At 69.6% G+C, this 24,169-nt stretch carries 22 protein-coding genes and 1 tRNA gene; 10 read left to right on the forward strand and 13 right to left on the reverse strand.

Annotated elements, in window-relative coordinates:
• Window positions 1-96: 96 nt before the first annotated feature.
• Both AB6732_RS14235 and AB6732_RS14240 read left to right on the forward strand, forming a co-directional pair.
• Complete coding sequence (locus AB6732_RS14235; protein WP_370960594.1) at window positions 97-1,707, forward strand: ATP-binding protein; 1,611 nt, start codon at window positions 97-99, stop codon at window positions 1,705-1,707.
• Window positions 1,704-2,369 carry a response regulator gene (locus AB6732_RS14240; RefSeq protein ID WP_370960556.1) on the forward strand — a complete coding sequence of 222 codons (666 nt, stop codon included), beginning with the start codon at window positions 1,704-1,706 and terminating at the stop codon, window positions 2,367-2,369. The genes AB6732_RS14235 and AB6732_RS14240 overlap by 4 nt, the downstream gene beginning before the upstream one ends.
• A 147-nt stretch (window positions 2,370-2,516) precedes the next feature.
• On the opposite strand, the gene AB6732_RS14245 is transcribed toward AB6732_RS14240, so the two are convergent.
• From AB6732_RS14245 to AB6732_RS14255, 3 genes are all read right to left on the reverse strand, one after another.
• Window positions 2,517-3,527, reverse strand: a complete 1,011-nt coding sequence (locus AB6732_RS14245; protein WP_370960557.1) for an anion permease — start codon at window positions 3,525-3,527, stop codon at window positions 2,517-2,519.
• Window positions 3,528-4,145: a DUF47 domain-containing protein gene (locus AB6732_RS14250; protein ID WP_370960558.1), complete on the reverse strand. Its 618-nt coding sequence runs from the start codon at window positions 4,143-4,145 to the stop codon at window positions 3,528-3,530.
• A 216-nt stretch (window positions 4,146-4,361) separates the two neighbouring features.
• Window positions 4,362-5,006, reverse strand: a complete 645-nt coding sequence (locus AB6732_RS14255) for a hypothetical protein (RefSeq protein WP_066213228.1) — start codon at window positions 5,004-5,006, stop codon at window positions 4,362-4,364.
• Window positions 5,007-5,164: 158 nt separating this feature from the next.
• Here AB6732_RS14255 and AB6732_RS14260 point away from each other — a divergent pair.
• Both AB6732_RS14260 and AB6732_RS14265 read left to right on the forward strand, forming a co-directional pair.
• Window positions 5,165-5,237 (forward strand) — tRNA-Lys (locus tag AB6732_RS14260).
• A 201-nt stretch (window positions 5,238-5,438) separates the two neighbouring features.
• Entirely contained in the window at window positions 5,439-6,200 is a 762-nt protein-coding gene (locus AB6732_RS14265) for a hypothetical protein (RefSeq protein WP_370960559.1), read from the forward strand.
• A 50-nt stretch (window positions 6,201-6,250) separates the two neighbouring features.
• On the opposite strand, the gene AB6732_RS14270 is transcribed toward AB6732_RS14265, so the two are convergent.
• A complete protein-coding gene (locus AB6732_RS14270; RefSeq protein ID WP_370960560.1) occupies window positions 6,251-7,264 on the reverse strand; it encodes an endonuclease/exonuclease/phosphatase family protein in 1,014 nt (337 codons plus the stop codon).
• 193 nt (window positions 7,265-7,457) lie between these two features.
• Between AB6732_RS14270 and AB6732_RS14275 the strand changes: the two genes are divergently transcribed.
• A complete protein-coding gene (locus AB6732_RS14275; RefSeq protein ID WP_370960561.1) occupies window positions 7,458-8,165 on the forward strand; it encodes a FadR/GntR family transcriptional regulator in 708 nt (235 codons plus the stop codon).
• A 63-nt stretch (window positions 8,166-8,228) separates the two neighbouring features.
• On the opposite strand, the gene AB6732_RS14280 is transcribed toward AB6732_RS14275, so the two are convergent.
• A complete protein-coding gene (locus tag AB6732_RS14280) occupies window positions 8,229-8,930 on the reverse strand; it encodes a FadR/GntR family transcriptional regulator (protein WP_370960562.1) in 702 nt (233 codons plus the stop codon).
• 84 nt (window positions 8,931-9,014) lie between these two features.
• Window positions 9,015-9,692, reverse strand: coding sequence for a FadR/GntR family transcriptional regulator (locus AB6732_RS14285; protein WP_370960563.1), 678 nt, complete (start codon window positions 9,690-9,692; stop codon window positions 9,015-9,017).
• 398 nt (window positions 9,693-10,090) lie between these two features.
• On the opposite strand from AB6732_RS14285, the gene AB6732_RS14290 reads away from it, so the two are divergent.
• Window positions 10,091-11,368, forward strand: coding sequence for a helix-turn-helix domain-containing protein (locus AB6732_RS14290; protein WP_370960564.1), 1,278 nt, complete (start codon window positions 10,091-10,093; stop codon window positions 11,366-11,368).
• A gap of 54 nt (window positions 11,369-11,422) precedes the next feature.
• Here AB6732_RS14290 and AB6732_RS14295 read toward each other — a convergent pair whose 3' ends face one another.
• Complete coding sequence (locus AB6732_RS14295; RefSeq protein ID WP_370960595.1) at window positions 11,423-12,049, reverse strand: thymidine kinase; 627 nt, start codon at window positions 12,047-12,049, stop codon at window positions 11,423-11,425.
• Between the two features lie 89 nt (window positions 12,050-12,138).
• The gene (locus tag AB6732_RS14300; protein ID WP_370960565.1) at window positions 12,139-12,501 is read right to left on the reverse strand and encodes a cupin domain-containing protein; all 363 of its coding nucleotides are present in this window, start codon (window positions 12,499-12,501) and stop codon (window positions 12,139-12,141) included.
• 206 nt (window positions 12,502-12,707) lie between these two features.
• Between AB6732_RS14300 and AB6732_RS14305 the strand changes: the two genes are divergently transcribed.
• The gene (locus AB6732_RS14305; protein WP_370960566.1) at window positions 12,708-13,457 is read left to right on the forward strand and encodes an SDR family oxidoreductase; all 750 of its coding nucleotides are present in this window, start codon (window positions 12,708-12,710) and stop codon (window positions 13,455-13,457) included.
• A 177-nt stretch (window positions 13,458-13,634) separates the two neighbouring features.
• A complete protein-coding gene (locus AB6732_RS14310) occupies window positions 13,635-13,835 on the forward strand; it encodes a hypothetical protein (protein WP_066213198.1) in 201 nt (66 codons plus the stop codon).
• Window positions 13,836-13,944: 109 nt separating this feature from the next.
• On the opposite strand, the gene AB6732_RS14315 is transcribed toward AB6732_RS14310, so the two are convergent.
• From AB6732_RS14315 to AB6732_RS14335, 5 genes are all read right to left on the reverse strand, one after another.
• Window positions 13,945-15,288: an MFS transporter gene (locus tag AB6732_RS14315; protein ID WP_370960567.1), complete on the reverse strand. Its 1,344-nt coding sequence runs from the start codon at window positions 15,286-15,288 to the stop codon at window positions 13,945-13,947.
• A gap of 251 nt (window positions 15,289-15,539) precedes the next feature.
• A complete protein-coding gene (locus AB6732_RS14320) occupies window positions 15,540-16,883 on the reverse strand; it encodes a DUF3100 domain-containing protein (RefSeq protein WP_370960568.1) in 1,344 nt (447 codons plus the stop codon).
• Window positions 16,880-18,085 carry a M20 family metallopeptidase gene (locus tag AB6732_RS14325; RefSeq protein ID WP_370960569.1) on the reverse strand — a complete coding sequence of 402 codons (1,206 nt, stop codon included), beginning with the start codon at window positions 18,083-18,085 and terminating at the stop codon, window positions 16,880-16,882. The genes AB6732_RS14320 and AB6732_RS14325 overlap by 4 nt, the downstream gene beginning before the upstream one ends.
• A gap of 128 nt (window positions 18,086-18,213) precedes the next feature.
• Complete coding sequence (locus AB6732_RS14330) at window positions 18,214-19,104, reverse strand: MurR/RpiR family transcriptional regulator (RefSeq protein WP_370960570.1); 891 nt, start codon at window positions 19,102-19,104, stop codon at window positions 18,214-18,216.
• A 127-nt stretch (window positions 19,105-19,231) separates the two neighbouring features.
• Complete coding sequence (locus tag AB6732_RS14335; protein WP_370960571.1) at window positions 19,232-20,986, reverse strand: PucR family transcriptional regulator; 1,755 nt, start codon at window positions 20,984-20,986, stop codon at window positions 19,232-19,234.
• Between the two features lie 104 nt (window positions 20,987-21,090).
• On the opposite strand from AB6732_RS14335, the gene AB6732_RS14340 reads away from it, so the two are divergent.
• Entirely contained in the window at window positions 21,091-22,581 is a 1,491-nt protein-coding gene (locus AB6732_RS14340; RefSeq protein WP_370960572.1) for a CoA-acylating methylmalonate-semialdehyde dehydrogenase, read from the forward strand.
• 134 nt (window positions 22,582-22,715) lie between these two features.
• Window positions 22,716-24,107 (forward strand): aspartate aminotransferase family protein, encoded by a 1,392-nt coding sequence (locus AB6732_RS14345; RefSeq protein ID WP_370960573.1) that lies wholly within the window; start codon window positions 22,716-22,718, stop codon window positions 24,105-24,107.
• Window positions 24,108-24,169 lie beyond the last annotated feature (62 nt).

A 24,169-nucleotide genomic window follows, 5' to 3' on the forward strand; every position in this document is an offset into this window, starting at 1 on the left:
TCATGATGGACGCGGGGACGTCCGTCCCCGAGGAGAAAGGACAAGGACCTGTCCCGTGAGTGCCCCATGACGCGTTGGTGGCCTCGGCGGGCCAGGATGTCCCTGGCCGCGCAGTACCTGGTCCTGCAGCTCCTGATCGTGCTGGCCGTCCTGGTGGGCGTGATCGCGGTGTCCCTCGCGCAGTCGGAGGACACCTTCGAACGGGTCGAGGGCCGACGCGCCCTGTCCGCGGCCGAGTCCGTGGCGGCCATGCCCGCCGTGCGCACGCTCCTGCCGAGCGCCCAGCCCGGCCACGGCGCCGCCCTACCGGCCGTGGCGGAATCCGCCCGCACCGTCTCCGGTTCCAGCTTCGTGCTGCTCGTGCGTCCGGACCGCATCATCCTCACCACCCCGGACCCGTCGCTGCTGGGAACCCGGCTGGACCTCGGCCAGAGCCACGTCCTGGAAGGCCGCGCGTGGACGGGCGCGGCGGATGTCTCCGGTCACCACGCACTCGTGGCGCACGTGCCCGTGCTGAGCGACGGCGGCGAACTCGTGGGGTTCGTGGCGGTGGGCAGGGAGTACCCGTCCGTGCTGGACCGCCTGGGCGAGGCGCTGCCGGATCTGGTCACGTACCTGGGAGTCTCCCTGGCGCTCGGCGCGGCCGGTTCGGTCCTGCTTTCGCGGAGGGTCAAGAAGCAGACGCTGGGCCTGGAACCCGAGGAGATCGTGGGTCTCGTGGAGCACCGCGAGGCCATCCTGCACGGGGTGAAGGAGGGCGTCCTCGCCCTCGACCAGAAGCAGCGCATCACCCTCCTCAACGAGAGCGCCCGCGCCATGCTCGGATTGCCGCGCTCCGCCGAGGGGCACAGCCTGGAGGAGCTCGGGGTGGATCCGCGGCTCCGGGAGGTCCTCGCGGGGGAGGACGCCGTGGAGGACCGGATCGTCCTGGCCGGCGAACGGCTCGTGAGCCTCAACCGCCGGCCGGTGGTGAACCGCGGCCGGGAGATCGGCTCCGTCACCACGCTCCGGGACCGGACCGAGCTCGCCGCCCTGGAACAGGAGCTCGGCGCGACGCGCAGCGCCACCGACACCCTCCGGGCCCAGACCCACGAGTTCGCGAACCAGCTGCACACCATCTCCGGCCTCATTCAGCTCGGCGAGTACGACGACGTGCTCCGTTTCGTGGACGGCGTCCGGCTCAGCAGGACCCGGCTCTATGACGAGGTCACCGAACGCCTCCAGGACCCCGCGGTCGCCGCGCTGGTCATCGCGAAAGCCAGCCTCGCGGCCGAGCGGGCCGTGCCCCTGGATCTCGACCCGGAGTCCCGGCTGGGCCGCGTCGGCGAGGGGCTGTCGCGGGACCTGTGCACCGTCGTCGGGAATCTGGTGGACAACGCGCTGGACGCGGTCGCCGGACGCCCTGACGCCCGGGTGACGCTCCTGATCAGCGACGACGGCGGCCGCGTCGGCGTGCGGGTGCGGGATACTGGACCGGGCGTGGCCGGGGACAAGATCCGCGAGGTCTTCCGCCAGGGCTACACCACCAAGGACGCTCTGGGCGAAGGCGGGCACGGCTTCGGTCTGGCCATCACCCAGCTGGTCTGCCGGCGTCGTGGCGGGGACGTGGAGGTCCTCAACGACGGTGGCGCGGTGTTCACGGCGGTGCTCGGACGGGGCGCGGAGGCGGGGGAGAAACCGCCGGAGAAGGAGAGGGCGGAAGCGTGATCAAGGTCCTGATCGTCGATGACGACTTCATGGTGGCCAAGGTCCATGCGGGATTCGTCCGTCAGGTCCCCGGGTTCGGCGTGGTCGGGGTGGCCCACACGGCAGCTCAGGCGCTCCAGGAGGTGGAGCGGACCCGGCCGGATCTGGTGCTCCTGGACATCCATCTGCCCGACCGGAGCGGACTCGAGCTTCTGCAGGAGATGCGGGCGCTCCAGCCCGAGCTCGACGTCCTCGTCATCAGCGCGGCCCGGGAGATGGAGACTGTGCGCAAAGCGCTGCGGGGCGGGATCGTGCACTACCTCATGAAGCCCTTCACGGCCCAGGACCTGGCGGAGCGCCTGGTGCACTACCAGCAGAGCTACCGCCCTCTCGCCGAGTCCGGCAGCGTGGCGGACCAGGCCGATGTGGACCGCGTCTTCGGCGTCGCGCACCGCGAACGGCCCCTGCCCAAGGGCTGCAGCGTCGAGACGCTGCGCATGGTGGAGACTCTTCTGAAGGACCACGACGGCGACGTCTCCGCCACGGAGGCGGCCGCGGTGCTCGGCACGTCCCGGGTGAGCGCTCGCCGCTATCTGGAGTACCTCGCCGAGGAGGGCCGGGCCGTGGTGCGCCTGCGGTACGGGGGAGTCGGCCGGCCGGAGCGCCGGTACGTCTGGAAGTGAGGGCGGCGCCGACCCGGCTCACCGGGTTGAGCGGACCTCTCGCCGCTTCGCCCGGCCGCCCGCCTCACCGCCGAGACAGTGACTTTCCGCTGAAACAGTGTGCATAACACGCTGTTTCAGCGGAAAGTCACTGTTTCGCGAAGGACCTCAGGTCAGTGCGGAGAGCGCCATCTGGAACACGAACGCCAGTGCCGCCGTGGCCACGGGGGTGATCACCCAGTAGCCGAGGATCTTCAGGATGAGGGGCCGGTTGGCCTGGGAGAAGCGCTGGTTCGTCCCCGCGCCCCACATGCCCGCCGCCATCGTGTGAGTGGTGGAGATCGGCCAGCTCAGGGCGATGGCCCCGGCGAACTGGAGCGCGAAGCCGACCGCCTGCGTGACGAAGCCCCGGAGCGGGTCCACCCGGATCATGCGATGCCCCAGCGTGTAGGAGATGCGCCAGCCGCCGAACAGCGTTCCGGCCGTCATGGCCGCGGCCACGAGGGTCACCATCATGAAGGCGAGCTGCTGGCCGTCCTCGTAACCCGCCACGAAGAACGCCATCAACAAGACCAGGAAGGTGCGCTGTCCGTCCTGCAGCCCGTGCCCGAACGCCACCGCGCCCGCCGTGATCGCCTGGGCCCTGCGGAGCCGGCGGTTCACCACGTTGGGCGGCTGGTTCCGGGCCACCCAGGTCGTCGGCCAGACCAGCACATAGGACAGAAGGAACGCCAGGGCCGGGGAGAGCAGCAGGGGCAGCGCCACGGAGTTCCACAGCGTGGCGGAAGCCTCGGGGATCTCCGTGCCGCCCTTGAGGATGGCCGCGGCGCCCGCGCCGAACAGGCCACTCAGCAGCGCGTGGGTCGAAGAGGACGGGATGCCCTTCCACCAGGTGAAGATGTTCCAGATGATGCCGGCGGCCAACCCGGAGACCAGGAGGCTGAGGCCGTTGAGGCCCTCGGGGAGGTGCAGCCAGTTGGTGCCGATCTCGAGCGCGAGCGGGAACGCCAGGACCACGCCGAGCAGGTTGAAGAAGGCGGCCAGCACCACCGCCACGCTGGCGGTCAGTGCCCGTGAGCGGACCGCGAAGGCGATGGCGGACGAGACGTCACGGAAGCCGTTGAGAAAGGTGAAGGTGACCGTCAGCAGGACCGTGAGGACCAGGAAGAAGGCGATCACTCATGATTCCTTGACGATGATCGCACCGACGCTCGTGGCGACGCGGCGCAAGTCCTTGGTGACCTCGACCAGCTGGTTCGCCACGTCCCGGTGCCGGGTGTACTGGGCGAACTTCATGTCGCGGAGCATGTCCGCGACCCACACGCGGTGGCTGCGCTCGGCCCGCTTGGCCAGCCGGAGCACCTCGATCCAGTAGTCCTCGAGCTCGTCCAGGTCGTCCAGCCGACGCATCGCCTCCACGGTGAGTTCCGCCTGGCGGGTGATGATCTCCAGCTGGTCCGCGGCGCGGGTGGGAAGACGCTCGAGTTTGTACAGGCCGATCAGTTCGGCGGCGCCGTCCAGCTTCTCCATGGCGTCATTGAGGTACCGGGACAGGTTGAACATGTCTTCGCGCGGGAGGGTGTTGATGAAACTGGTGCGCATATGGGTCAGGAGCGCGTAATGCAGGTTCATGGACTCGCCCTCGTGCTGATGCATCTCCTCGACCAGGCGGTCGAAGTCCGCGGCGGGGGCTCCCAGGAGCTCGGAGAGAGTGCCGGTGCCCAGCACCAATTGGCGGGCCAGCTGGGTGAGGAGCTTGAGGCCTGCAGTCTCCTGCGGGAAGAGGCTGAGTTTCACGTCGTACCGGTGTCCTTGGCTGGCGTAAAGATCTTGAGGCACGGACCTCAGCATGAGAATGGTGCCGGACCGGATACGCCTCTCGGCGGTAGGCCGCTCGAAGCGGCGAATTGTTGAAGCCCGGGGGTTTCGCGGCCCGACACCAAGTTCAGTTTTCTACTTCCGTGGCCCGGAGTCAACATTGACAGCCGCCGGAATGAGTGATTCAGTCCGCCGTCAGTCCAGGTGGCCGTTGCGCCATGCCGCGGCCGCGAATTCGAGGTCGTCGGCCGTGCGGACCAGGCGGTGGGAGTCTCGTGTGAGACGGGTGGCGTTCGCCTCGTTGCCCAGTTCGGCGGCGTCGGCCAGGCGCGCCTGGCCCAGGGCGATCACCCGGCAGAATGCGGCGAAGCGTTCCAGTGCGACGTCGAACTCGCCGTCGAACGCTCCGGAGAGGATGGCGTCCGACATGTGGCGGATCTCGTCGGCGCCCGGGGGCTCGGCCGCGCCCGCCACGACGTGGGAGACCTGCGCGCCTTCCTTGCCGGCGTTGAAGTACAGGGCCATCCGGTCGGGATCCTTCACGACGGCCGCGCGCAGCGCGTACAGCCGCCAGAGGGCGCCGGGAAGGGAGTGGGCCGGGCTTTCGGCCCAGAGCTCGGCGATCACTTCGATGCCCTGCCGGTCGGCGAGCTTCACGAGGCGTTTCGTCACGTCCGGGTCGTCCGCGGCGCGGCCGTGTTTCACCAGGGCGTGCGCCGCGAGGTGCGCCGCCTCGGAGACACGCGCCGGGTCGGCGCCGCCCGCGAACGGCTCGAAATCGAGGGGTGCGAAGGGCTTCGGCTTGTGGTGCCGTGGGGCTGCTCCCGGGTTCTCGCTCATGCCCTTACGCTACGCCTGGTGCGGGAGCCATGCCAGAGTGGCGTGGAGGCGCACGACGGCGCCGACGGGCACGGAAGGGACGTCGCCTGCGGAGCAGTCACGCCTGCCCGAACCCCTTGCGTGCCTACGGTAGAGTAGTGACGTCCCTAGGGACGGTTGGGCCTTTAGCTCAGTTGGTAGAGCAGTGGACTTTTAATCCATAGGTCGAGGGTTCGATCCCCTCAGGGCCCACCGGGAACGGCCCCGGAATCTCAGGATTCCGGGGCCGTGGTCGTTAACCGGTGCGGGTGGTTCGCGGCGGCGGCGCCGGCCGCCCAGCGCAGTTCCGTTGTCCACAGGCGCTTGGGGGGTCTTCGACGGCGATAAATGTAGGACATATGATGCTGGGAGACGTGTGCACGGGTGCGCGTGGGGGACACGGATGGAGTGGGGATGAATTCAGCGGGCAAGGGTGCCGTCACCATCCGCGAGGCCAGGCCGGGGGACCGCCCGGGACTGATCCGGGTGATGGCTGAGGCGGGCCTGAGTGAAGGCTTCCTGGTGGAGCACGGCGTCGGAGATCCCCGGCTGGGGGACGCTGTGCCGCGCAGGGCGTTCGGCATGAAGGCGTTCCGCAAGGCGATCGTCAAAGGCGCCGGCGAACCGTGGTCCGGCGCTGCGCTCATGCTCGCCACCACGGTCTTCGTGGCGGTGGACCAGGAGGGGATCGTGGTGGGCGGTGGCGTCGTCGCCCCCAGCGTCGCTTCGATCCATGACGCGGTGGCCGGAAGTTCCGCGCGCCGGGAGGAACTCACACTCCGCGGTCTGGCGGACACCCCTCAGATGGTGGCGATCGCGGTGGACCCGGCGCGCCGCAACCGGGGAGTCGGCAAGGCTCTTTTCGACGCGCTCGTCTGGCATTACCGGCTGTCCGGGGCGCCACTCCTCCACGGGGTCATTGAGGCGGAGGCGGAGCCGTGGGTTCCGGAATTCCTGAACCGGGCCGGGTTCCGGGTTGCCGGGCCGGACGCCTTCCTCGACCTCACCTCCGTGTATGCCACCCGGTCATATCTGGCGAGCGGTCCCGGCCGCCGGTTCTTCTATCTGGACCTCCGGAATCCCGGCGTCCACGATTGGGAGATCCCGGCGGCGGTGCGGAACGGCGAGGACGGCGCGGCGTCACGATCGGTGCGGTCTGCTCCTCGCGAACGCTGAAGCCGCGAGGGAACCCTTGCGCGGAACACCTCCCCGGACTGCTGCCCGGATCACTGCGGGAAGTCGAAGGACGCGACGAGGGCCAGATGATCGCTGTCGCCGGCGCGTAGCATCGTGTTCTCCTGAGGCAGGAGCCCGCGCTGGAACACGTGGTCGATGCGGGCGAGCGGGAGGCCGGCCGGCCAGCTGAAGCCGAAGGACGGCGTGCTTTGCGGAGGCTCTGTCAAGGTCGAGCGGATCCCGGCCAGGGCGGGGTCCTGGGCCACCGCGTTGAAGTCCCCCACCGCGACCGCCCGCGGGGCGTCGTCGTCGGCGATCACCTGGGACAGGTCCCGGAGCATCTCATCCCGGGCGTCCTGTTCCCCGGGCCGGACCGAGGCCGCGTGGACGGCGTACAGGGTGAGGGTCCCGCCGGGGGTCTCGACATCCGCCGCCAGCGCTCGTTTCCAGCCCAGCCCCAGTCCCAGCGCCCGCGTGTTGTTCAGGGGGTGCCGGCTCCAGATCCCGACCGTCCCCACGGTGTAGGCGTGGGGGTAGCGCTCCGCCAGCACCTCACGCGCGGCGCTCCGCCCGGCGTCGTCGAGCTCCACCAGGACCACGACGTCGGCGCCCCGCTCGGCGAGTGCGCCCGCCGCCCGCGCTGTGGAGTCCGTTCCGCTGCCGGCCTTCAGGTTCTGGCTCGCCACGGTGATCCGTCCGCTTCCGGCGCCGCCCTGGGCCGGGGTCTGGGCCTGCGCCTGAACCTGGGGAGCGGCGTGCGCCTGCAGGGGGATCAGCGCGGGGGCGGCCATCAGTCCCCAGGCCAGCAGCGGCGCCAGGAGCACGGCCCGGGCCCGGCGCCGCACCCAGGGCAGGCACGCCACGCACAGCAACGCCGGGATCCAGAGCCACGGGAGGATGATCGCGAAGAACGTGCCCGCCGGGCCGGGGAGCACGAGGTGCAGGAACACGGCCGCCGTGACCGCGGCCGCGCAGCCGAGCGCCACCCGGTCCCGCGGGCGGAGCCGGGGAGGGCGAGGCCGGTCCTCCGGGGCGGAGGTGACGGGCGGGTTCGGAGGGTTCACGCGGGGTCCTGAGGTCGGGGACAGGGACGGGGCGCTTGCGGCACGGAACGGGCGCCGGCCCGGATCGTTCTACAGGTATCAGGCGAATCCGGGAGCGGGCTGGGCGCCGACGAGGAGGCCGCCGGCGCCGGGCGTACACTCACACTCACAAGTTTTCGTCCGTCCCCGGCCCCGAACGCAGGTGATCCCTCCCGTGTCCCGTCTCGCCAGCACGCCCGACGAACCCGTGGACCGGCTGCGTCGGCTGCTCAGAGCAGGGGAGTGGCCGGTCGGGTCGAAGATTCCCAACGACGCGGCGCTCGAGAAGATTCTGGAGGCTCCCCACAGTGCGGTCCGGGAGGCCGTGAGGTGCCTGGTGCACGCTGGCCTCCTGGAATCCCTGCCCGGCAAGGGAACGTTCGTCCGGGCATCCAGCGAGCTGCCGGGCGCGCTCGTGGGGCGGGTCAAGGACGAGCTCACCCTTCATGCGATGGAAGCGCGTGAGGCGCTCGAATCGTATGCGGTCCGGCTCGCGGCGGGGCGGATCACGGAAGCACAGCTGGCCGGTCTCCGCGAGGCCGTGGCGGCCCGGGGGAGCGCCGCCGACCTGGAGACTGTGTCCCGGGAGGACGTCCGTTTCCACCGTCTGGTGGTCGCGGCCACCGGCAACTCGCTCATGATGGAGATGTACGAGGGACTCGACCAGGGCAGGGTCTTCGACTTCAGCAGTATGAGAGAGGTGTCCCGGGAAGAGTCGCTCCAGGCTGAACACGAGGACCTCGTGGAGGCGCTGGCCTCACATGATGTGCAGGCCTGCACTCGCGCCGTCGAGCATCTTCTGACGCATGTCCGCTCCAAAGTGCTGGCGACCGGCGCCGCGGACTCAGCCGTGGATCCGGCCGTGGACTCAGCCGGAGGTTGATTCGCGGACGCGCCGCGCTCGGGCCTCACCGGAGACCTTAGGCCTCTCGGGAGATGCGGCCGTTCAGGGGATGCGGTCCGCCAGCAGCGCGGCCGCCTTCGGCTGACGCGTGGTGATCGCTCTCAGGAGCTCGCGGCGCGCGAACTGGATCCTGGCGGAATCGATCGTGGTGGCGGTCTCCGCCGTCTGGGTCATGGCTTCGAGGATCATGAGCCGGTCGTAGATGCGCAGCATGAGGTCATTGCCGGAAGCCACGATGACCTCGCGTTCGAAGTCCTCCCGCCCGGCGCCTCGGTGTTCGCCGCGGAGACCCGTGTCCTCGGCGTCGTCGGTCCGCTCCGCCCCACCAGTCAGGAGACCGCTCAGCCTGGCGAGGCGATCGGTCGAGGCACGCGTGGCGGCGAGCCGGGCTGCCTGGGTCAGAAGCGCCCTGCGGGTCTCCGACACCAGGTGCCAGCGATCGCCGTCGGGTCCCGGTGTTCCCTGGGAGGCGGCGAGGGTGGAACTGTCCTGCGCGCCGCCCTTGACGCCGATCACCACGCGCCCATCCTCGGGCCTCGTGGTGAGGATCCCTCGACGGTGGAGCCCATCGAGGACTTCGTGAGCGTGATCGAGGTCGGAGGCGCCGAAGATCATCGCCAATTCGTCGCGAGTGGGCAGCAGCCCGCCTTCCGGCCAGACCCCTGAGTCGATCCAGTGCTCGAGCTTCGTGCCGAAGTCGTCGGGGACGGGCAGGGGCTTCTGGGGAGTGTGTTCGGAACGCACTCGGCAATTGTACGACAGCTGGACATTTAATTGAATGAATGTGTGCGGAAGTGCGCGTTTGAGTTCGGGGCGATCCCCGGGGCGCTATTTCGAAGCGCTGGGCCTATTGGCGCCGTCGAGCAATTGAAGCGTCGCGGCGACCGCGCCGTCCGGATCGTGATTTTCCAGAGCGTCGAGGATCGCCTGGTGTTCGTCCAGGAGGAATCCGTCCGTATTCAGCCCGGAGTAATTGCTCTCATCGTGAATGACCGCAGGCTCGAGGCCGTGATGCAGTTCGGTGATCAGGGGATTTCCGGAAGCGGCGACGATCCCTTGGTGAAAGCGCACATCCGCCCGCAGGCGCTCGGCCGGAGTCGCGCCTTCGTAGCGTTCGCGGAGGAGCTGCCGGAGTTCGCCGATCTGGCTCTCCGTGATCCGCGAGGCGGCCAGTCGGGCCGCCTGGACCTCCAGTGCTTCGCGGACCTCGAACACCTCATTCACCGATTCCTCGGTGATGCGCCGCCCCAGCACGGCTCCGAGTTCGCTGGTGGAGCGGACATACGTCCCGTCGCCGGGACGGGATTCCAGCAGTCCGAGGTGAACCAGGGCCCGCAGCGCTTCGCGAACCGTGTTGCGGCTGGTGCCGAAGGTCCGGACCAGGTCGTGCTCACCCGGAACCTTGGTCCCCACGGGCCAGGTTCCATTCATGATCTGCTCGCGCAGCTGCGTTCCGATCTGGACGGACAGCGGGACGTTGCGGACAGTGGGTTGTAGGTGATGCACCCCATAAGAGTAGGACATTTAGCACGGAAATGCGTGGGTGATGCGTAAATCCGAGCGGTATGACTCTCCGGAGTGTCGAGGCTCACGGAAATCGCCGGAGGTGCCTTCCGTGTCGTTTTCCAGGGGAATCACACTCGGGGAATGACCGCCGATGGATTGCGGTCGAGGGAATCGCCTGCGGCGGTCGGATCCGCAAGGATTTCTTTTCGCCCGCCGGGAGAAAGTCGTTTCACCTCCGCCGCCTGCTTCCTGTGGATGCTTCACCCGGGCGTTCGCGGTGGGCGCCGGCGGGAAACCGGCAGGCTCGACGATCGTCTTCAAATGTCCGACATTTGCTGATACCTTAACGGCTGAGGGCCGCCGGCGTAGCGGTGGAGGCCGGAGAGAGGGGGAGCCTGATGGGCCGGTTATTCGGCAATCGCCTGCGTGCGGAACGTCTGTCGCGAGGGCTGACGCAGGAGCAGCTGGGCGGGCCTGAGTGTTCGCACAGTTACATCTCTCTGCTGGAACGAGGTGTCCGCGAACCGTCCATGGAGATCCTCGGTGGCCTGGCCCGGCGCCTCGGCCTGCCGCCCGGCGAGCTGGAGCAGTGGGCGCTGCAGCCGACGCTGCAGGACCAGGAGTACTCGCTCGCGGCGCTGCATGCCTGGTGCGCCTGGGATGCCCGCAATTACGAGTCGGCCGCTTCGCACGCCCTCGTGGCGGCGCAGTTCGCCCGGGAGAGCCGGAAAGACGCGACCGTGTGCGAGATGAACCTGCTCCGGGCCGAGTGTCTGACCCGGCTGGGCCGTCACGAGCAGGGCCGGAATCTGGTGACCTTGCTGCTGGCCAACACGCTGGCCTCGGGAAACGCCGGTCTGCGCTCGGAAGCGCTCCAGCTCTCGGCTCGGATGGCCCTGGCGGATCGGTCCTTCCGTGACGCGTCGGCACAGGCGCAGGAGGGCCTGACCCAGGGCGCCGTCCTGCGGGAGGATTCCACAGTACGCCTGGCCGCCCTGCATCTGGTGATCCGGGCCCTGCTGAGCGAAGGCCACAAGGAGGCGGCCTGGCGCCACTGTGAACTGGCGTCCGACGACGTCGTGCCGGAGAGGGCGCCGTCTCACCTGAGAGGCCGCCTGGCCTGGGTGGTCGGGGATGTCGCTTTCGCCCGCGGGATGGCAGAGCGGGGGATCGAACGCCACGAGCAGGCAGCCGCGCTCCTGCGGCCCCAGGTCGATCTGAAGGAGTGGGCCGCGTTCAATCTGAGTTCCGCCCGGGCCCGGCTTGAGGCCGGGGTGGCGGACGAGGGCACGCTCGCCTGTCTCGACCGGGCGGCGGCCGCCCAGGACATCCTGGATCTGAGTGGCGAGGCGCGCCGGGAGCTCAGTCTTCTGAGTGCCCTGTGGCTCCATGCGCGGGGCCGTGACGCCGAAGCCCTGGAACGTCTGGCGTCCTTCGAGGAGCGCACTCAGCGCATGGATCGGCTCTCCTCGGAAGCCGCTTTTCTCGGCGGGCGGATCCTGCTCGGGATGGGTGCGCCGGACGAGGCGCTCGCCCGCCTGGCCCTGGCACAGGAGGGCTTCTTCCGCCTGCGGAACCTCAAGGGCGCGCAAGGGGTCGCCGATCTGATCCTGGAGATCTCCCGTGCGCGGTACGAGGACGCGCCCCCGGTTCTCGCTCACAGCGCGGCGAGCTGACGGCGGGCGGCCCTGAATTCACGGGTTGCCCGGGCTTTACAGGCCGCCCGGGCCTCACGGGTTGAGGGTGCCGCCGGTCTCTTGGAGGTAGCAGCTGCCGCACAAGGACTCGTACTGGACCTCTTCGCCGTCGATGGCGACCTGGCCGCCGTCGAACACGAACCGGCCGCCGACGATCCGGGTGTTGAAGACCGCCTTTCGACCGCAGCGGCAGATGGTCTTGAGCTCTTCGAGCGAGTGGGCGATCTCGAGGAGCCGCGCGGCGCCCGGGAAGGCCTGGGTGCGGAAGTCCGTCCGGATGCCGTACGCCAGCACGGGGATGTCGTCCAGGACGGCGATCCGGAAGAGGCCGTCCGCCTGCTCGGGAGTGAGGAACTGCGCCTCGTCCACCAGGAGACAGGCCACCGGGGCCATGTCGACGTGTTCCAGAAGGGCCTCGGGGTCGTCGCCGGCCGCGCGCTGCCGGACCAGGGAACGGACGTCGGCGTCGTGCGGGATCACGAAGTCGACCTCACGCTTCACGCCGAGGCGGGACACGATCGAGGTGTCGCCCTTCGTGTCGATCCCGGGCTTGGCCAGCAGGACCCGCTGGCCGCGCTCCTCGTAATTGAAGGCCACCTGCAGCAGGGCCGTGGACTTCCCTGAATTCATGGCGCCGTAGCGGAAATAGAGCTTGGCCACGGTCAGCGGCCCTCGGTCCGGGGCGCGGCGGAGGCGCGGCAAGAGAAGGACATGGTTGATAAGTCTAGTGCCGCACGAAGCCGGGTGACTCAGGCGCTGACGTACACCTTGCGCAGCGTCTCGTGCACGGTCCAGACGGTGCGCTGGCCCTCCCGCAGGCGCACGAGGTCGCCCGGCCCGACGTCCAGCGTGTGCGTGACCGCGCCGTCCTCCCCCTGGAAATTGATCCGGGCCGAGCCGCTGAGCACAACGAACACCTCTTCGGCCTCCACGTCCGTGGCGACGCCCGGGGTCATCTCCCAGATGCCCACGCCCGAGCCGTCGAGGTCCTCGAGCTCCAGGACGGCCGCCGTGGGCGAACCACTCAGGACCTGCTCGGCCGGCAGGGCCTCGTGGACCAGTTCGGCGGTGGGGACGTGGCGCAGCGCTGCGGCCGGGGATGTGATTCCCATGATTCTCCTGCTCGGGTGAGGTGCGATGGCTGTCCGCATACTATACCGAGCAGTCCAGTTTGCGGAAGGGTCACCACCGGGCAGGGGCGGGGTGCCGACGACTGGCCGCGGGTGCAGAATGGCGGAAGGGCTGGATGCCGGTTCGGGTGTCCTGGCAGGGATCGGCTGCTCCGTGGGCGACCCGGCCCCGCGGCAAGGAGGCAGGCATGAGGATTGCCATCGCAGGAGGCAGTGGCACCGTGGGCGAGCGTGTCACGCGGGCCGTCCGGAAGCGGGGGCACGAGGCGGTGGTGCTGTCGCGCGCGTCCGGCGTGGACGTCCGTGACTCCGGGGCTGTCCGCCGGGCGCTGGAGGGGGCGGACGCCGTCGTCGACGTGCTGAACATCAGCACTCTGAATGTCGACCGCGCCACCGAGTTCTTCACCGCCGCCACCGCGACCCTGCTGGACGCGGAGAAGGTGGCAGGCGTCGGGCATCATGTGGCGCTGTCGATCGTCGGTGTGGACCGTGCGCCGCACGGTTACTACGCGGCCAAGCTGGCCCAGGAGCGCCTGGTGGAGTCCGGCGACGTCCCGTGGAGCATCCAGCGTGCCACGCAGTTCCACGACTTCGCCCGGCAGATGTACGACGGCGCGCGGCTGGGTCCGCTGCACCTGGCGCCCCGCGGGCGGGTCCAGCCGGTCAGCGTCGAGGAGGTCGCGGACCGTCTGGTGGAGGTCGTCGAAGGCGGTCCCGCCGGACGGGTGGCCGACCTCGCCGGACCGCAGGAGGAGAGTCTGGAGCGGATGGTGCGGGCCTATGCACGTGCACAGGGGGCGGGTGGCTGGGTCCCCGCGATCTCCTTGCCCGGTGGACTCGGCCGGGCACAACGGGACGGGTCGCTGCTGCCCGGCCCCGGCGCGATCCTTGGCCGGCAGACGTTCGACGCGTGGCTGAGCGGGCCGGATCGGGATTGATGCCTCGCGGAGTATGTGATGGACAACACATACTCCTCTCGGGATGTCTGTGCACCGGCGGCGAGTACAGAGATTCCAACGATCGTTGTTCACCTGCACATGGGGAGCCCGTGACCGGTTTTCTAGGCTTGAAGACAAGCTTTCAGAGAACTAGCAAGACAACGAGGGGTTTCAACGATGAAGCGCATCGCCTTGGTCCATGAACGTGCCGTCTCCACTGCGGAGACCGGCGCTCACTGCCCGGCCTCGGGCCACTGGTTCCCGGAGGGCGATCCCTCCAAGGAGCAGTTCATCCCTGAGGGGCACGTGCTTCCCATGGTGGACGGGCGTCCCGCCGTGTGGGTGCGGCGGTCGAGCCGTGCCGCCCAGATGGCCTGACGCCGGAAAGCGCGAGGGGATTCCCTCCGCATCGCCCGATGCGCCTGAAGGATGCCGCCGGACCGAGAGTCCGGCGGCATCCTGCATTTCTCGGAGGTTCCACGGGAGTTCAGTTCCGCGGCGCGTCCAGATCGCTCAGCTTGAGTTCCTTCGTCTCTTTGGCGCAGGCCACCGCGATGATCGAGATGACTCCCATGAGCGCCAGGTAGAGGCCGATCGCCAGCCCGCTGCCGAAGGCCTGGTACAGCGCCAGGGCGACGATCGGGGAGAGCGAGCCCGCCACGAGGGAGGCCAGGTTGTAGGCGATCGACGTTCCTGAGTAGCGCACCGACGTCGGGAAGAGCTCGGAGAAGAAGGCGCCGATCACCGAGCTGTAGGCGGCGAAGATCAGGAGGCCGCCCACGGCCGCCAGGATGATCATCCCGGGATTCCTGGTGTCCAGCAGGGCGAAGAAGGCGAAGCCCCAGGCCACCGTGGCGACGGAGGCGGCGATCATGACCGGCTTGCGGCCGATCCGGTCCGCGAGGATCGCGAGCAGCGGGATGGCCACCACGGCTACGGCCTGACCGATCATCACGGCGTTCAGGCCGACCTGGCGGTTCAGCTTCAGGATCTCCGTGACGTAGGTGATGATGAACAGCGAGTAGATGTAGAAGCCGGCGTTCTCGCCCATCCGGCTGCCCGCCGCGATGAGGATCTCCCGCCAGTGCTTGCGGAAGACGGTGAAGACCGGCTGCTTGGCCGCCGCGCCGTGCTGCGCCTCGGCCTGCGCCTGCGACGCCTTGAAGAGCGGCGTCTCCTGGACATACAGCCGCAGGATGAGGCCGATGATCACGAGCACGGCGGACATGCCGAAGGCGATGCGCCAGCCCCAGGCGAGGAACTCGGCCTGCGGCAGCGTGGCGGAGAGGATCGCCAGGACGCCGGCGGCCAGGAGGTTGCCGAGCGGAGGGCCGACGTTCGGCCAGGAGGCCCAGAAGGCGCGCCTGGTGCTGTCGTCGCTGTATTCGGAGACGAGAAGCACCGCGCCTCCCCATTCGCCGCCGAGGGCGAAGCCCTGCACCAGGCGGAGGAAGAGCAGTATCAGGGGAGCCCAGACGCCGATCGAAGCGTAGGGCGGGATGACGGCGATCAGGGCGGTGGCGATGCCCATGAGCAGGAGGCTGGCCACCAGGGTGGTCTTGCGGCCGTGCTTGTCGCCGTAGTGGCCGAGGACCAGTGCGCCCAGTGGCCGCGCCACGAAGCCGGCCGCGAAGGTGCCCATGGCCAGCATGGTGCTCACCACGGGGTCTCCCGTGGGGAAGAACAGCTTGTTGAAGACCAGGGCGGCGGCCGTGCCGTACAGGAAGAAGTCGTACCACTCGACGGCGGTGCCGGCCAGACTGGAGGCTGCGACCGCCGGGAGGGTGGTGTGTTTGCGCCGCTCCGGGCGCGTGACGGTGGGTGTGCTCATGTGAACCTCGTTGATGCCGGGGCCGCCGCGTCAGGGTGGCGGAGCCAGGGGTGGAACGGTGATCCCGAGCCGGGAATGTGACCGTACACACACTGTAGATTGAGTGTATACAACGTGTCTACGATTTTTCCGAGGTTGCTGAGGCGTGAAGCCGGTGGCGTGGAGCGGGGTGACGCCCGCGAGATGACAGTTGGCGCCCTCACCCGACCCGGGTGAGGGCGCCAACTGTCATCTCGCGGAGAGGGTGAGGCTCAGTGCCAGAACCCCAGGGAGAACTCGGCGATCAGGGTCGCGAACAGGAACGACGCCGTGATGGCCACGAGGCCCACCGGGACGATCCGCCAGCCGATCTTGCGGAGCAGTCCGATGTCCTTGCCGAGGGACAAGCCCGCGAGCGTCAGGACGATCGTGGTGATGGACAGGAAGTCCACGCCTCCGACCGTGCTGTGCATGAAGGCGGCCAGCGGAGGGATGAGCGGGCTCGACGCCAGAGCTCCCTGGGTGGTCAACCAGATGACCGCCTGCACCTTGTTGCGGGTGAGCTTGGCCAGGCCGTAGGCGGCGAGCAGCATGGCGATGATGACCAGGTAGCCCACGACCGTCAGGACGTTGAAACCCTTGCCGGCGGCGAGATCCGCCATGGTGGCCGTGACGAGCCCCAGTCCTCCGACGATCGGCAGCGCGACCCGGGAGGGGACGGCGGTGTGGGCCGTCGCGTCGGCGACCTCGGTGCGGAAGGTGGCGTTGCCGGCGTCGTCAGTGGCGGGAGTGGTGACGGGGGAGGCGGCGACGGCGGCAGGGGTGCGGGTGAGCAGGCGGTAGACGCGGTCCGCGAGCGGCAGCGCGATGTACATGCCGACGTAGACGCCGAGCAGGCTCGTGATCATGTTGGACACGGCGGCCATGCCGAGGATGGCCGTCTTGTCGTCCGGGTAGGCGCCGATGATGCTCGCCGCCGAGGCCGCCATCATCGAACCGGACCCCACGCCCGCGCCCATGGCGAGGGCCAGCGGGTCGAAGATCTTCCAGTTCGCCACGAGGGACGAGATCAGGCTGATGTACACGGCGCCGAACACCGTGCCGAAGACGTACATGGCCAGCACGCCGCGGTACTCGTCCGAGTTGGGCCCGAAGCGCTCGGAGACCATGGCGAACGCGGGCTCGCGGTCCAGCGAGAACGTGGCGCCCACGGTCGCACGGCCCATCTTCAGCAGCACCGCCAGCGGCAGCGCCAGCACGATGGTCCCGAGCAGGTGCCCGAGCTCCTGCAGGAGCAGCGCCGGCCCGGCCTTGAGCATGGTGGGGATGTTCGGCCCGATGTCCACGGACAGGCGGGCGCAGAGCACCAGGACGGCGACGCCGGACAGGGCGGCCGCGAGCCGCTGGTACTTGACGGGCAGCGGCTTGATCTTCTGGACCGAGATGACGAGCCCCATGAGCAGTCCCCACACCATGGGGAAGATCAGGAGAGCGCCGACGCCGATGCTGACCTTGAGCGGGCCGATGAGCTGCGCCGTGATGGCGACGGCGAGGGCCATGGCCGCGAGGGGGAGGGCCTTGGTCCGGGTGGTCTGGGGAGAGGTGGTGGTGGTCATGCGACGGCCTCAGTGGTGACGGGGTGGTAGGCGGCCGCGGTGAAGCGCGCCTTCTGCTCGGGATCCGATGCCGCGGCGGCCACGGTGGAGGCCATCGCATAGGCGGCGTCGAACATGGCCTCGTAGGCCTGGGGGGTGTCGGCGGCGGCCGTGAAGCCGGCGGAGTGGATCGGGGAGATCGCCCCGGGGATGGAGAACATGGGGTGGATGCTGGGGATCACCTGGCTGATGTTGCCCATGTCCGTGGAGCCTCCGCCGGAGGAGTCCTTGGCGGGGGTGACGTCGTGCCCGCGGGAGCCGAACGCTTCGCTCCAGTGGGCGGAGAGCTGGGGGTCCTGGAACAACGGCTCGTAGAGCGGTTCGATGTCCTCGATGCTCAGATCCGTGCCCGTCGCCAGGGCCGCGCCCTCGAAGCAGTTCTGCACGCGGGAGACGAGCGATTCGTACTCCGGGAGCGTGAAGGCGCGGCACTCGAAGTCGACGACCGCGTGATCCGGGATGATGTTGGTGGCCACGCCGGCCTCGCGGACGAAGAGCGCCACCCGGTGGTCGTCGGGAAGCTGCTGGCGCAGGAGGCCGACGGCCACCTGACTCAGCACCGCGCCGTCGGCGGCGTTGATGCCACGGTGCGGCATCGCGGCGGCGTGTGCGGCCTGGCCGGTGAAGGTGGCGCGGAAGCGTCCGACGGCCTGGGAGCTGGTGCCGAGCGGATTGGCGGTGCGGCCCTCGGGTCCGGGATGGGCCATGAGCGAGAGCCCGACGCCGTCGAACGCGCCCGCGTCCAGCAGGAGGGACTTGCCGCCCCCGTGCTCCTCGGCGGGGGTGCCGATCGCCTTGAGGGTGATGCCCAGTTCGTCGACGAGGGGTGCGAGGGCCAGGGCCGCGCCGACGGTGGAACCCGCGATCAGGTTGTGGCCGCAGGCGTGGCCGACCTCCGGGAGGCAGTCGTACTCGACGCAGATGGCCACGACGAGGTCGCCGGAGCCGAGGGTGGCGCTGAACGCGGTGTCGAGGCCGCCCGTGCCCCGTTCGACGTCGAAGCCGGCGCTTTCCAGCACCTTCGTGATGGTGGCGGCGGCCTGGAACTCCTCGAAGGAGAGTTCCGGATGGGCGTGGATGAATCGGGCCATCTCCAGGACCGCGGGGCGTGCGGCGCTGAGGGCCTGGTCGATTTTTTCGCTGAGGGGGGCTGCGGAAGGCATGGTGCTCCTGAGGCAGGGGGTGTGAAAGGACGGCCCGGGGTGTGGGGCAGCGGCCGGAGGCGTAGGCGCGGGACCGGCGGGGATGCGGGGAGGTGCGGGTTGTGGGAAGGGTGGCGGGCGCGCCGGACTCAGGTGGTGTAGAGGTCCAGGTCCTGCCAGAACTGCGAGGTTCTTTCGATGCCGGCTTTGACGCGCTCAGGTTCGCGCGCTTCCATGCCGGCGAGCAGGCCGTACGCCACGGATGTCGAGGCGGTGGCCGACTGGAAGGCGTAGACGCCTTCGGACGGGACGAGCAGCAGGTGGTGGCTCGCCTTGGCAAGATCGGTGGACTTGAGGTCCGTGACGGCCACCACCGTGGCGCCCGCCTGGTGGGCGAGCTGGGCGGCGACCGTGAGGTGCTTGAGAGGGCGCCACAGGTGGAACACCACCAGGACGCCCCCGGGGCCAAGCGAGCTGACGAGCGAGGCCAGGTGCACTCCGGCGCGGCCTTCGAACGTCACGGGATAGCCCATGGTCGCGGCCAGGTGGGAGAACACGACGGCGGCGCCCGCGTAGGAGCCCTGCGCGACGACGGCGATGCGGCGCGCGCCGCAGAGGGCGGCCACGGCGTCGTCGGCGGCCTGGGGGTCCACGCTCTCCATGGCGAGGCGGAGGTTCTCCGCGTCGTGGGCCAGGGAGTCGTGGATGGGCGAGCGGACCTCCACGCGGTGCGACAGGGGCGCGGTGTTGGCGATGTGCACGAGGTACCGGGCGCGGAGCTCGCGCTGGAGATCCGGCCAGCCGCGGTAGCCGAGCGCCTGGGCGGTCCGGACCACGCTGGAGCTGTTGACTCCGGCGCGGTTGGCCACCTCGGTGACGTCGCCGTAGGACGCGAGCTTCGGGTTGACCGTCAGCGCGTCCACCACGCGGGCCTGGGCCTTGGTGAGCTTGAGGGGCGGGATGGCGTCGCCGAGCCACTGCTGTCCGACGACGGCGGCGTCCTCGGATTCCGGGGCGCCGGTGGGCTGGGCTTGAGTCATCGCCACCTCCTTCTCGCTTGTGATGCTCGTCTCATTTGCAATTGTATGTGCAGATTGCCATTTCTGCACAAGTTTTTGCAGAACTGGGACGAGCGGCTTGTTTCGAAGTGGCGGAGAGCGTCGGGGATCAGGAGCCGGACAGATCGTGCCAGAGCAGCGCGACCGTCAGTGAGGCCCGTGATTCCGGGTCTTCCAGGGGAAGTCCGAGGAGGCTCTGCAGGCTTTTCACGTGGGCGTACAGGGCCTGGCGGCTCACGTTCCGAGCCTTGGCCAGGGACGTCATGTTGCCGCTGTGCGCCAGGTAGTCCCGCAGCAGCTGGAGGGCGTGCGCCTGACCGGTGTCCAGCACGGGCCCGAGTTCCGCCTGGGCGAAGGCCTTCACTCGGGAGTCGTCGCTGAGGAGGGCGAGGAGGCCGCGGAGCCGGATGTCCGCGAACCGGTAGAAGGGCAAGTGGCGAGAGCCCAGGGTCGCCGCGGTCTCGGCCACCTGATCGGCGGCATCCAGGCCACGGGCCGCGGCGACCAGAGACCGTTCCGCCGGACCGGCCCCCAGCGTCCAGCGGAAACCCGCCAGCTGGGGCGCTGCTGCCAGGCGGTGCAGCGCGGAGTCCTCCAGTTCCAGGGCCGCGAGCGGGAGGAGGATCGCCACGGATCCGGCGTGCAGACTCGAGGCGAGCGCCGACTGCCGGGTGCTCTGTGCCCAGGCCTGGAGCGCGTCGAGGAAGGCACGCTCGCGGAGCTGCACTTCCGTGGCGTCCGGAGTGTCCACTGGGGACGCCGGTCCGGACGACCCTGCCCCCGCGGCCCCTGGCCCGGTGCTTGTCCCGCCCGTCCCACCGGCCTCCAGCCGGGCGACCAGCGGCACATACGCAGCGCCCCGGGACAGCCCGAGCGCCGTGGCACGCGCCAGCGCCTCCTGTTCGTCGGGTGGTGTGGCCTGACGGAGGTCCTGGATGAGGCCGGAGCGAGCCTGGAAGAGCACCTCCCGCCGGTCGCGGCCGGCCATCCGGGCCATGGTGAGCGCCTGCCCGGCCCGTTCCAGGACCTGGAAGGCGTCGGCGAAGTCCCTGTCTGGGACGTCCCTGCCCGGGAAGTCCCCGTCCGGGCGGCCCGAGTCCTCCGGGACGAGCTCTGGCGCGACGAGCCGGCCCCACCGTTGCCCCGTGAGGCCCACCGGCGTCTGCAGCCAGCGGTCTCCGCCCGTGCCGAACTCCGTCTGGTTGCGGTACCCGACGAATCGGGACCGCTCCGCCCAGCCGTCCAGCAGCCGTGCGGGATCGCGGTCGCGCGCCGAATAGCTGAGCACCAGGTGGGCCGGGTCCTCGAAGACCACGGGACTGCCCAGGAGTGCTGCGGTGGCGTCCACGATGCCCTTCTCCCCGGCGTTCTCCAGGCTCAGGGCCGTGAAGACCTCGTGGACGTGACGCGCGCGTTCGAGCCGCCGGACCTGGTGGTCCATCAGGGCGCGGTGGGCCTCCTCGGTCACCTGGACGAAGCGCACGCGGCGTGTGAGGAGGATCAGCGGGCAGCCCACGGCTCCGGCCGCGGCACGGAGGTGCGCCGCCGCGCGGGTGTCGGGGGCGCCGTCGTCGTCCACCAGTTCGACCGCGACGGCGGCCGCCCCCGCCGCCTGGTAGCGCTCCAGGAAGGTGCGGGTCAGGTCCGCCGAGTGCCGGAAGGCGAGGCCGGTGGTGAGCACGAGTTCGCCGCCCTCAAGCAGCGAACTGGCCTCCGCCTCCTCGGCGATGTGCACCCAGCGGACCGGGGCGTCGAGACCGGCCTCGCCCGCCAGCACCTCCGGGGAACCGGCCCGGAGGGCGTCCAGTCCGAGGGCGTCGCGCACGGTGAGGGGCCGCTGGAAAGGGAACGAAGCCGGGATCATGGACACAGTGTATGGTTTTCCGCTGAATGCGCGACAGTATGTCACGTGTGCAGGGTGATTTCCCGGCGCAGGATGATCCCAGGACATTCCCTGAAAGGACCACCATGCAGAACATCACGCACTGGATCAACGGCAAGCCGGTCGAGGTCGACGGCAGCCGCTTCGGCGACGTCACCAACCCCGCCACGGGCAAGGTCAGCGGCCGGGTCGCGCTCGCGAGCAAGGCCACCACCGACGAGGCCGTGGCCGCGGCGGCCGCCGCCTTCCCGGGCTGGCGCGACACCTCCCTGGCCCGCCGCGTGCAGGTCCTCTTCGCCTTCCGCGAGCTGCTGAACGCCCGCAAGTCCGAACTGGCCGCGATCATCACGGCCGAACACGGCAAGGTCCTGGAGGACGCCCTGGGGGAGATCGCCCGAGGTCAGGAGGTCGTGGAGTTCGCCTGTGGCATCCCGCACCTGCTCAAGGGCGGCTACACCGAGAGCGCCTCCACCAAGGTGGACGTCCACTCCCTGCGTCAGCCGCTGGGCGTCGCCGCGATCATCTCGCCCTTCAACTTCCCGGCGATGGTGCCCATGTGGTTCTTCCCGGTCGCGATCGCCGCCGGCAACACCGTCGTGATCAAGCCGAGTGAGAAGGACCCGACCGCCGCCAACTGGCTCGCCTCCCTCTGGAAGGAAGCCGGGCTGCCGGACGGCGTGTTCAACGTCCTGCACGGTGACAAGGAAGCCGTCGACGCCCTGCTGGACTCCCCGGAGGTCTCGGCCGTCTCCTTCGTCGGCTCCACCCCGATCGCCCGCTACGTCTACGAACGCGGCACCGCCACCGGTAAGCGCGTCCAGGCACTCGGCGGGGCGAAGAACCACATGCTGGTCCTGCCCGACGCCGATCTGAACCTCGCCGCCGACGCCGCCGTGAACGCCGGATTCGGCGCCGCGGGCGAGCGCTGCATGGCCATCTCCGCCGTGGTCGCCGTGGACGCGATCGCGGACGAACTCGTGGCCAAGATCGCCGAGCGCACCCGCACCCTGCGGATCGGCGACGGCACCCGCGGCTGCGACATGGGACCGCTCATCACCGCAGCCCACCGCGACAAGGTGGCCGGCTACATCGACGCCGGTATCGACCAGGGCGCCACCGTGGTCCTGGACGGCCGCCACCCCAGCCCCGACGCCGAGGGCGACGGCTTCTTCCTCAACCCCACCCTCTTCGACAACGTCACCCCGGACATGACCATCTACCAGGACGAGATCTTCGGCCCCGTCCTCTCCGTGGTCCGCGTCCCCGGCTTCGACGAGGGCCTGGAGCTCATCAACTCCAATCCCTACGGCAACGGCACGGCCATCTTCACCAACGACGGCGGGGCGGCGCGCCGCTTCGAGAACGAGGTCACCGTGGGCATGGTCGGCATCAACGTGCCGATCCCCGTGCCGATGGCCTACTACTCCTTCGGCGGCTGGAAGAACTCCCTCTTCGGCGACACCCACGCCTACGGGGCCGACGGCGTGCACTTCTTCACCCGCGGCAAGGTGGTGACCACGCGCTGGCAGGACCCCAGCCACGGCGGGCTCAACCTCGGTTTCCCCACCAACTCCTGAGTCGTTCCGGGCTCCCCGCGGCTGCGGGGAGCCCGGGCGGCCGTGTGACGGACCGCCCGGGCGGGCGCGCCGTCGTCGTGCATTCCCTTCAGATCCATCCTTAGACTCCACTCTTAGACGCAAAGGACCCTCTCATGAGCCTCGAGACGCTCCCCGGCACGGAGACCACCCCGCCCACCGCCGAAGAGATCGAAGCCGGACGACGCGCCCACGAACTGGACCGCGCGCACGTCTTCCACTCCTGGTCCGCCCAGGACACCCTCAACCCGCTGACGATCCTCAAGGCCGCGGGCTCCGAGATCTGGGACGGGGAGGGCCGGCGTCTGATCGACCTCTCCAGCCAGCTGGTCAACACGAACATCGGGCATCAGCACCCCCGCGTGGTCGCCGCCATCCACGCTCAGGCCGGCAAGCTCTGCACCATCGCGCCGCAGCACGTGAACGAGGCCCGCTCCGAGGCGGCCCGTCTGGTCACCGAGCTGGCGCCGGAGGGCCTGAACCACGTGTTCTTCACCAACGGCGGTGCGGACGCCAACGAGCACGCCATCCGCATGGCGCGCCTGCACACCGGCCGTCGCAAGGTCTTCTCGGCCTACCGCAGCTACCACGGCGGCACGGAGCTGGCCGTCAACGTCACCGGCGACCCGCGCCGTTTCCCCAACGACGCCGGCGACTCGGGCGTCGTGCACTTCCTCCCGGCATACCTGTACCGCTCGTACTTCGGCTCCACGACCGAGGCCGAGGAGACCGAGCGCGCGCTCCGGCACCTGGAGGACATGATCCTTCTGGAGGGCGCCGCGAACGTGGCCGCCGTCATCCTGGAATCCGTCCCCGGCACTGCAGGCATCTACGGGCCGCCCGCGGGGTACCTGGAAGGCGTGCGGGAGCTCACCCGCAAGCACGGGATCCTGTTCATCGCGGACGAGGTCATGGCCGGTTTCGGCCGCACCGGGGAATGGTTCGCGATCGACCGCTGGGGCATCACTCCGGACCTCATCACCTTCGCCAAGGGCGTCAACTCGGGCTATGTTCCGCTCGGTGGCGTGATCCTCTCCGACGAGGTCTTCGACACCTTCCGCCAGCGCGTGTACCCGGGCGGTCTGACCTACTCCGGTCACCCCCTGGCCTGCGCCGCGGCCGTGGCGACCATCGAGACCATGCGGGAAGAGGGCATGGTGGAGAACGCCCGGCGTCTGGGCGAGGAGATCATCGGCCCGGCTCTGGAGGCGTTCAAGGAGAAGCACCCGAGCGTGGGCGACGTCCGTGGCTCCGGCGTCTTCTGGGCGATCGAGCTGGTGTGGGACCGCGAGACCCGTGAGCCTCTGGCGGCCTACGGCGGTTCCAGCCCCGAGATGAACGCCGTGATCGCGGAGATCAAGGCCGGGGGCGTGCTGCCCTTCGCCAACTTCAACCGCATCCACGTGGTCCCCGCGCTCAACATCCCGGACGAGCAGCTGCGGGAGGCGCTCGCCGTCATCGACCGCGCGCTGGATGTCGCCGACGCCGCCGTGGCCGCCCGGGCCTGACCGCCGGATCTCCCACGCGCTGCCGGGCCGGCTGAGTAGGCTGGAGCCGAACGTTCGACGGC

The organism is Arthrobacter sp. RCC_34 (assembly GCF_041360795.1).
Lineage (GTDB): Bacteria > Actinomycetota > Actinomycetes > Actinomycetales > Micrococcaceae > Arthrobacter_E.

Coding starts and splice junctions, on each gene's coding strand:
- AB6732_RS14265 (WP_370960559.1), top strand. CDS start 5,439: ATGAATTCAGCGGGCAAGGGTGCCGTCACCATCCGCGAGGCCAGGCCG.
- AB6732_RS14305 (WP_370960566.1), top strand. CDS start 12,708: ATGAGGATTGCCATCGCAGGAGGCAGTGGCACCGTGGGCGAGCGTGTC.
- AB6732_RS14315 (WP_370960567.1), bottom strand. CDS start 15,288: ATGAGCACACCCACCGTCACGCGCCCGGAGCGGCGCAAACACACCACC.
- AB6732_RS14255 (WP_066213228.1), bottom strand. CDS start 5,006: ATGAGCGAGAACCCGGGAGCAGCCCCACGGCACCACAAGCCGAAGCCC.
- AB6732_RS14325 (WP_370960569.1), bottom strand. CDS start 18,085: ATGCCTTCCGCAGCCCCCCTCAGCGAAAAAATCGACCAGGCCCTCAGC.
- AB6732_RS14300 (WP_370960565.1), bottom strand. CDS start 12,501: ATGGGAATCACATCCCCGGCCGCAGCGCTGCGCCACGTCCCCACCGCC.
- AB6732_RS14330 (WP_370960570.1), bottom strand. CDS start 19,104: ATGACTCAAGCCCAGCCCACCGGCGCCCCGGAATCCGAGGACGCCGCC.
- AB6732_RS14335 (WP_370960571.1), bottom strand. CDS start 20,986: ATGATCCCGGCTTCGTTCCCTTTCCAGCGGCCCCTCACCGTGCGCGAC.
- AB6732_RS14320 (WP_370960568.1), bottom strand. CDS start 16,883: ATGACCACCACCACCTCTCCCCAGACCACCCGGACCAAGGCCCTCCCC.
- AB6732_RS14290 (WP_370960564.1), top strand. CDS start 10,091: ATGGGCCGGTTATTCGGCAATCGCCTGCGTGCGGAACGTCTGTCGCGA.
- AB6732_RS14345 (WP_370960573.1), top strand. CDS start 22,716: ATGAGCCTCGAGACGCTCCCCGGCACGGAGACCACCCCGCCCACCGCC.
- AB6732_RS14340 (WP_370960572.1), top strand. CDS start 21,091: ATGCAGAACATCACGCACTGGATCAACGGCAAGCCGGTCGAGGTCGAC.
- AB6732_RS14310 (WP_066213198.1), top strand. CDS start 13,635: ATGAAGCGCATCGCCTTGGTCCATGAACGTGCCGTCTCCACTGCGGAG.
- AB6732_RS14235 (WP_370960594.1), top strand. CDS start 97: ATGTCCCTGGCCGCGCAGTACCTGGTCCTGCAGCTCCTGATCGTGCTG.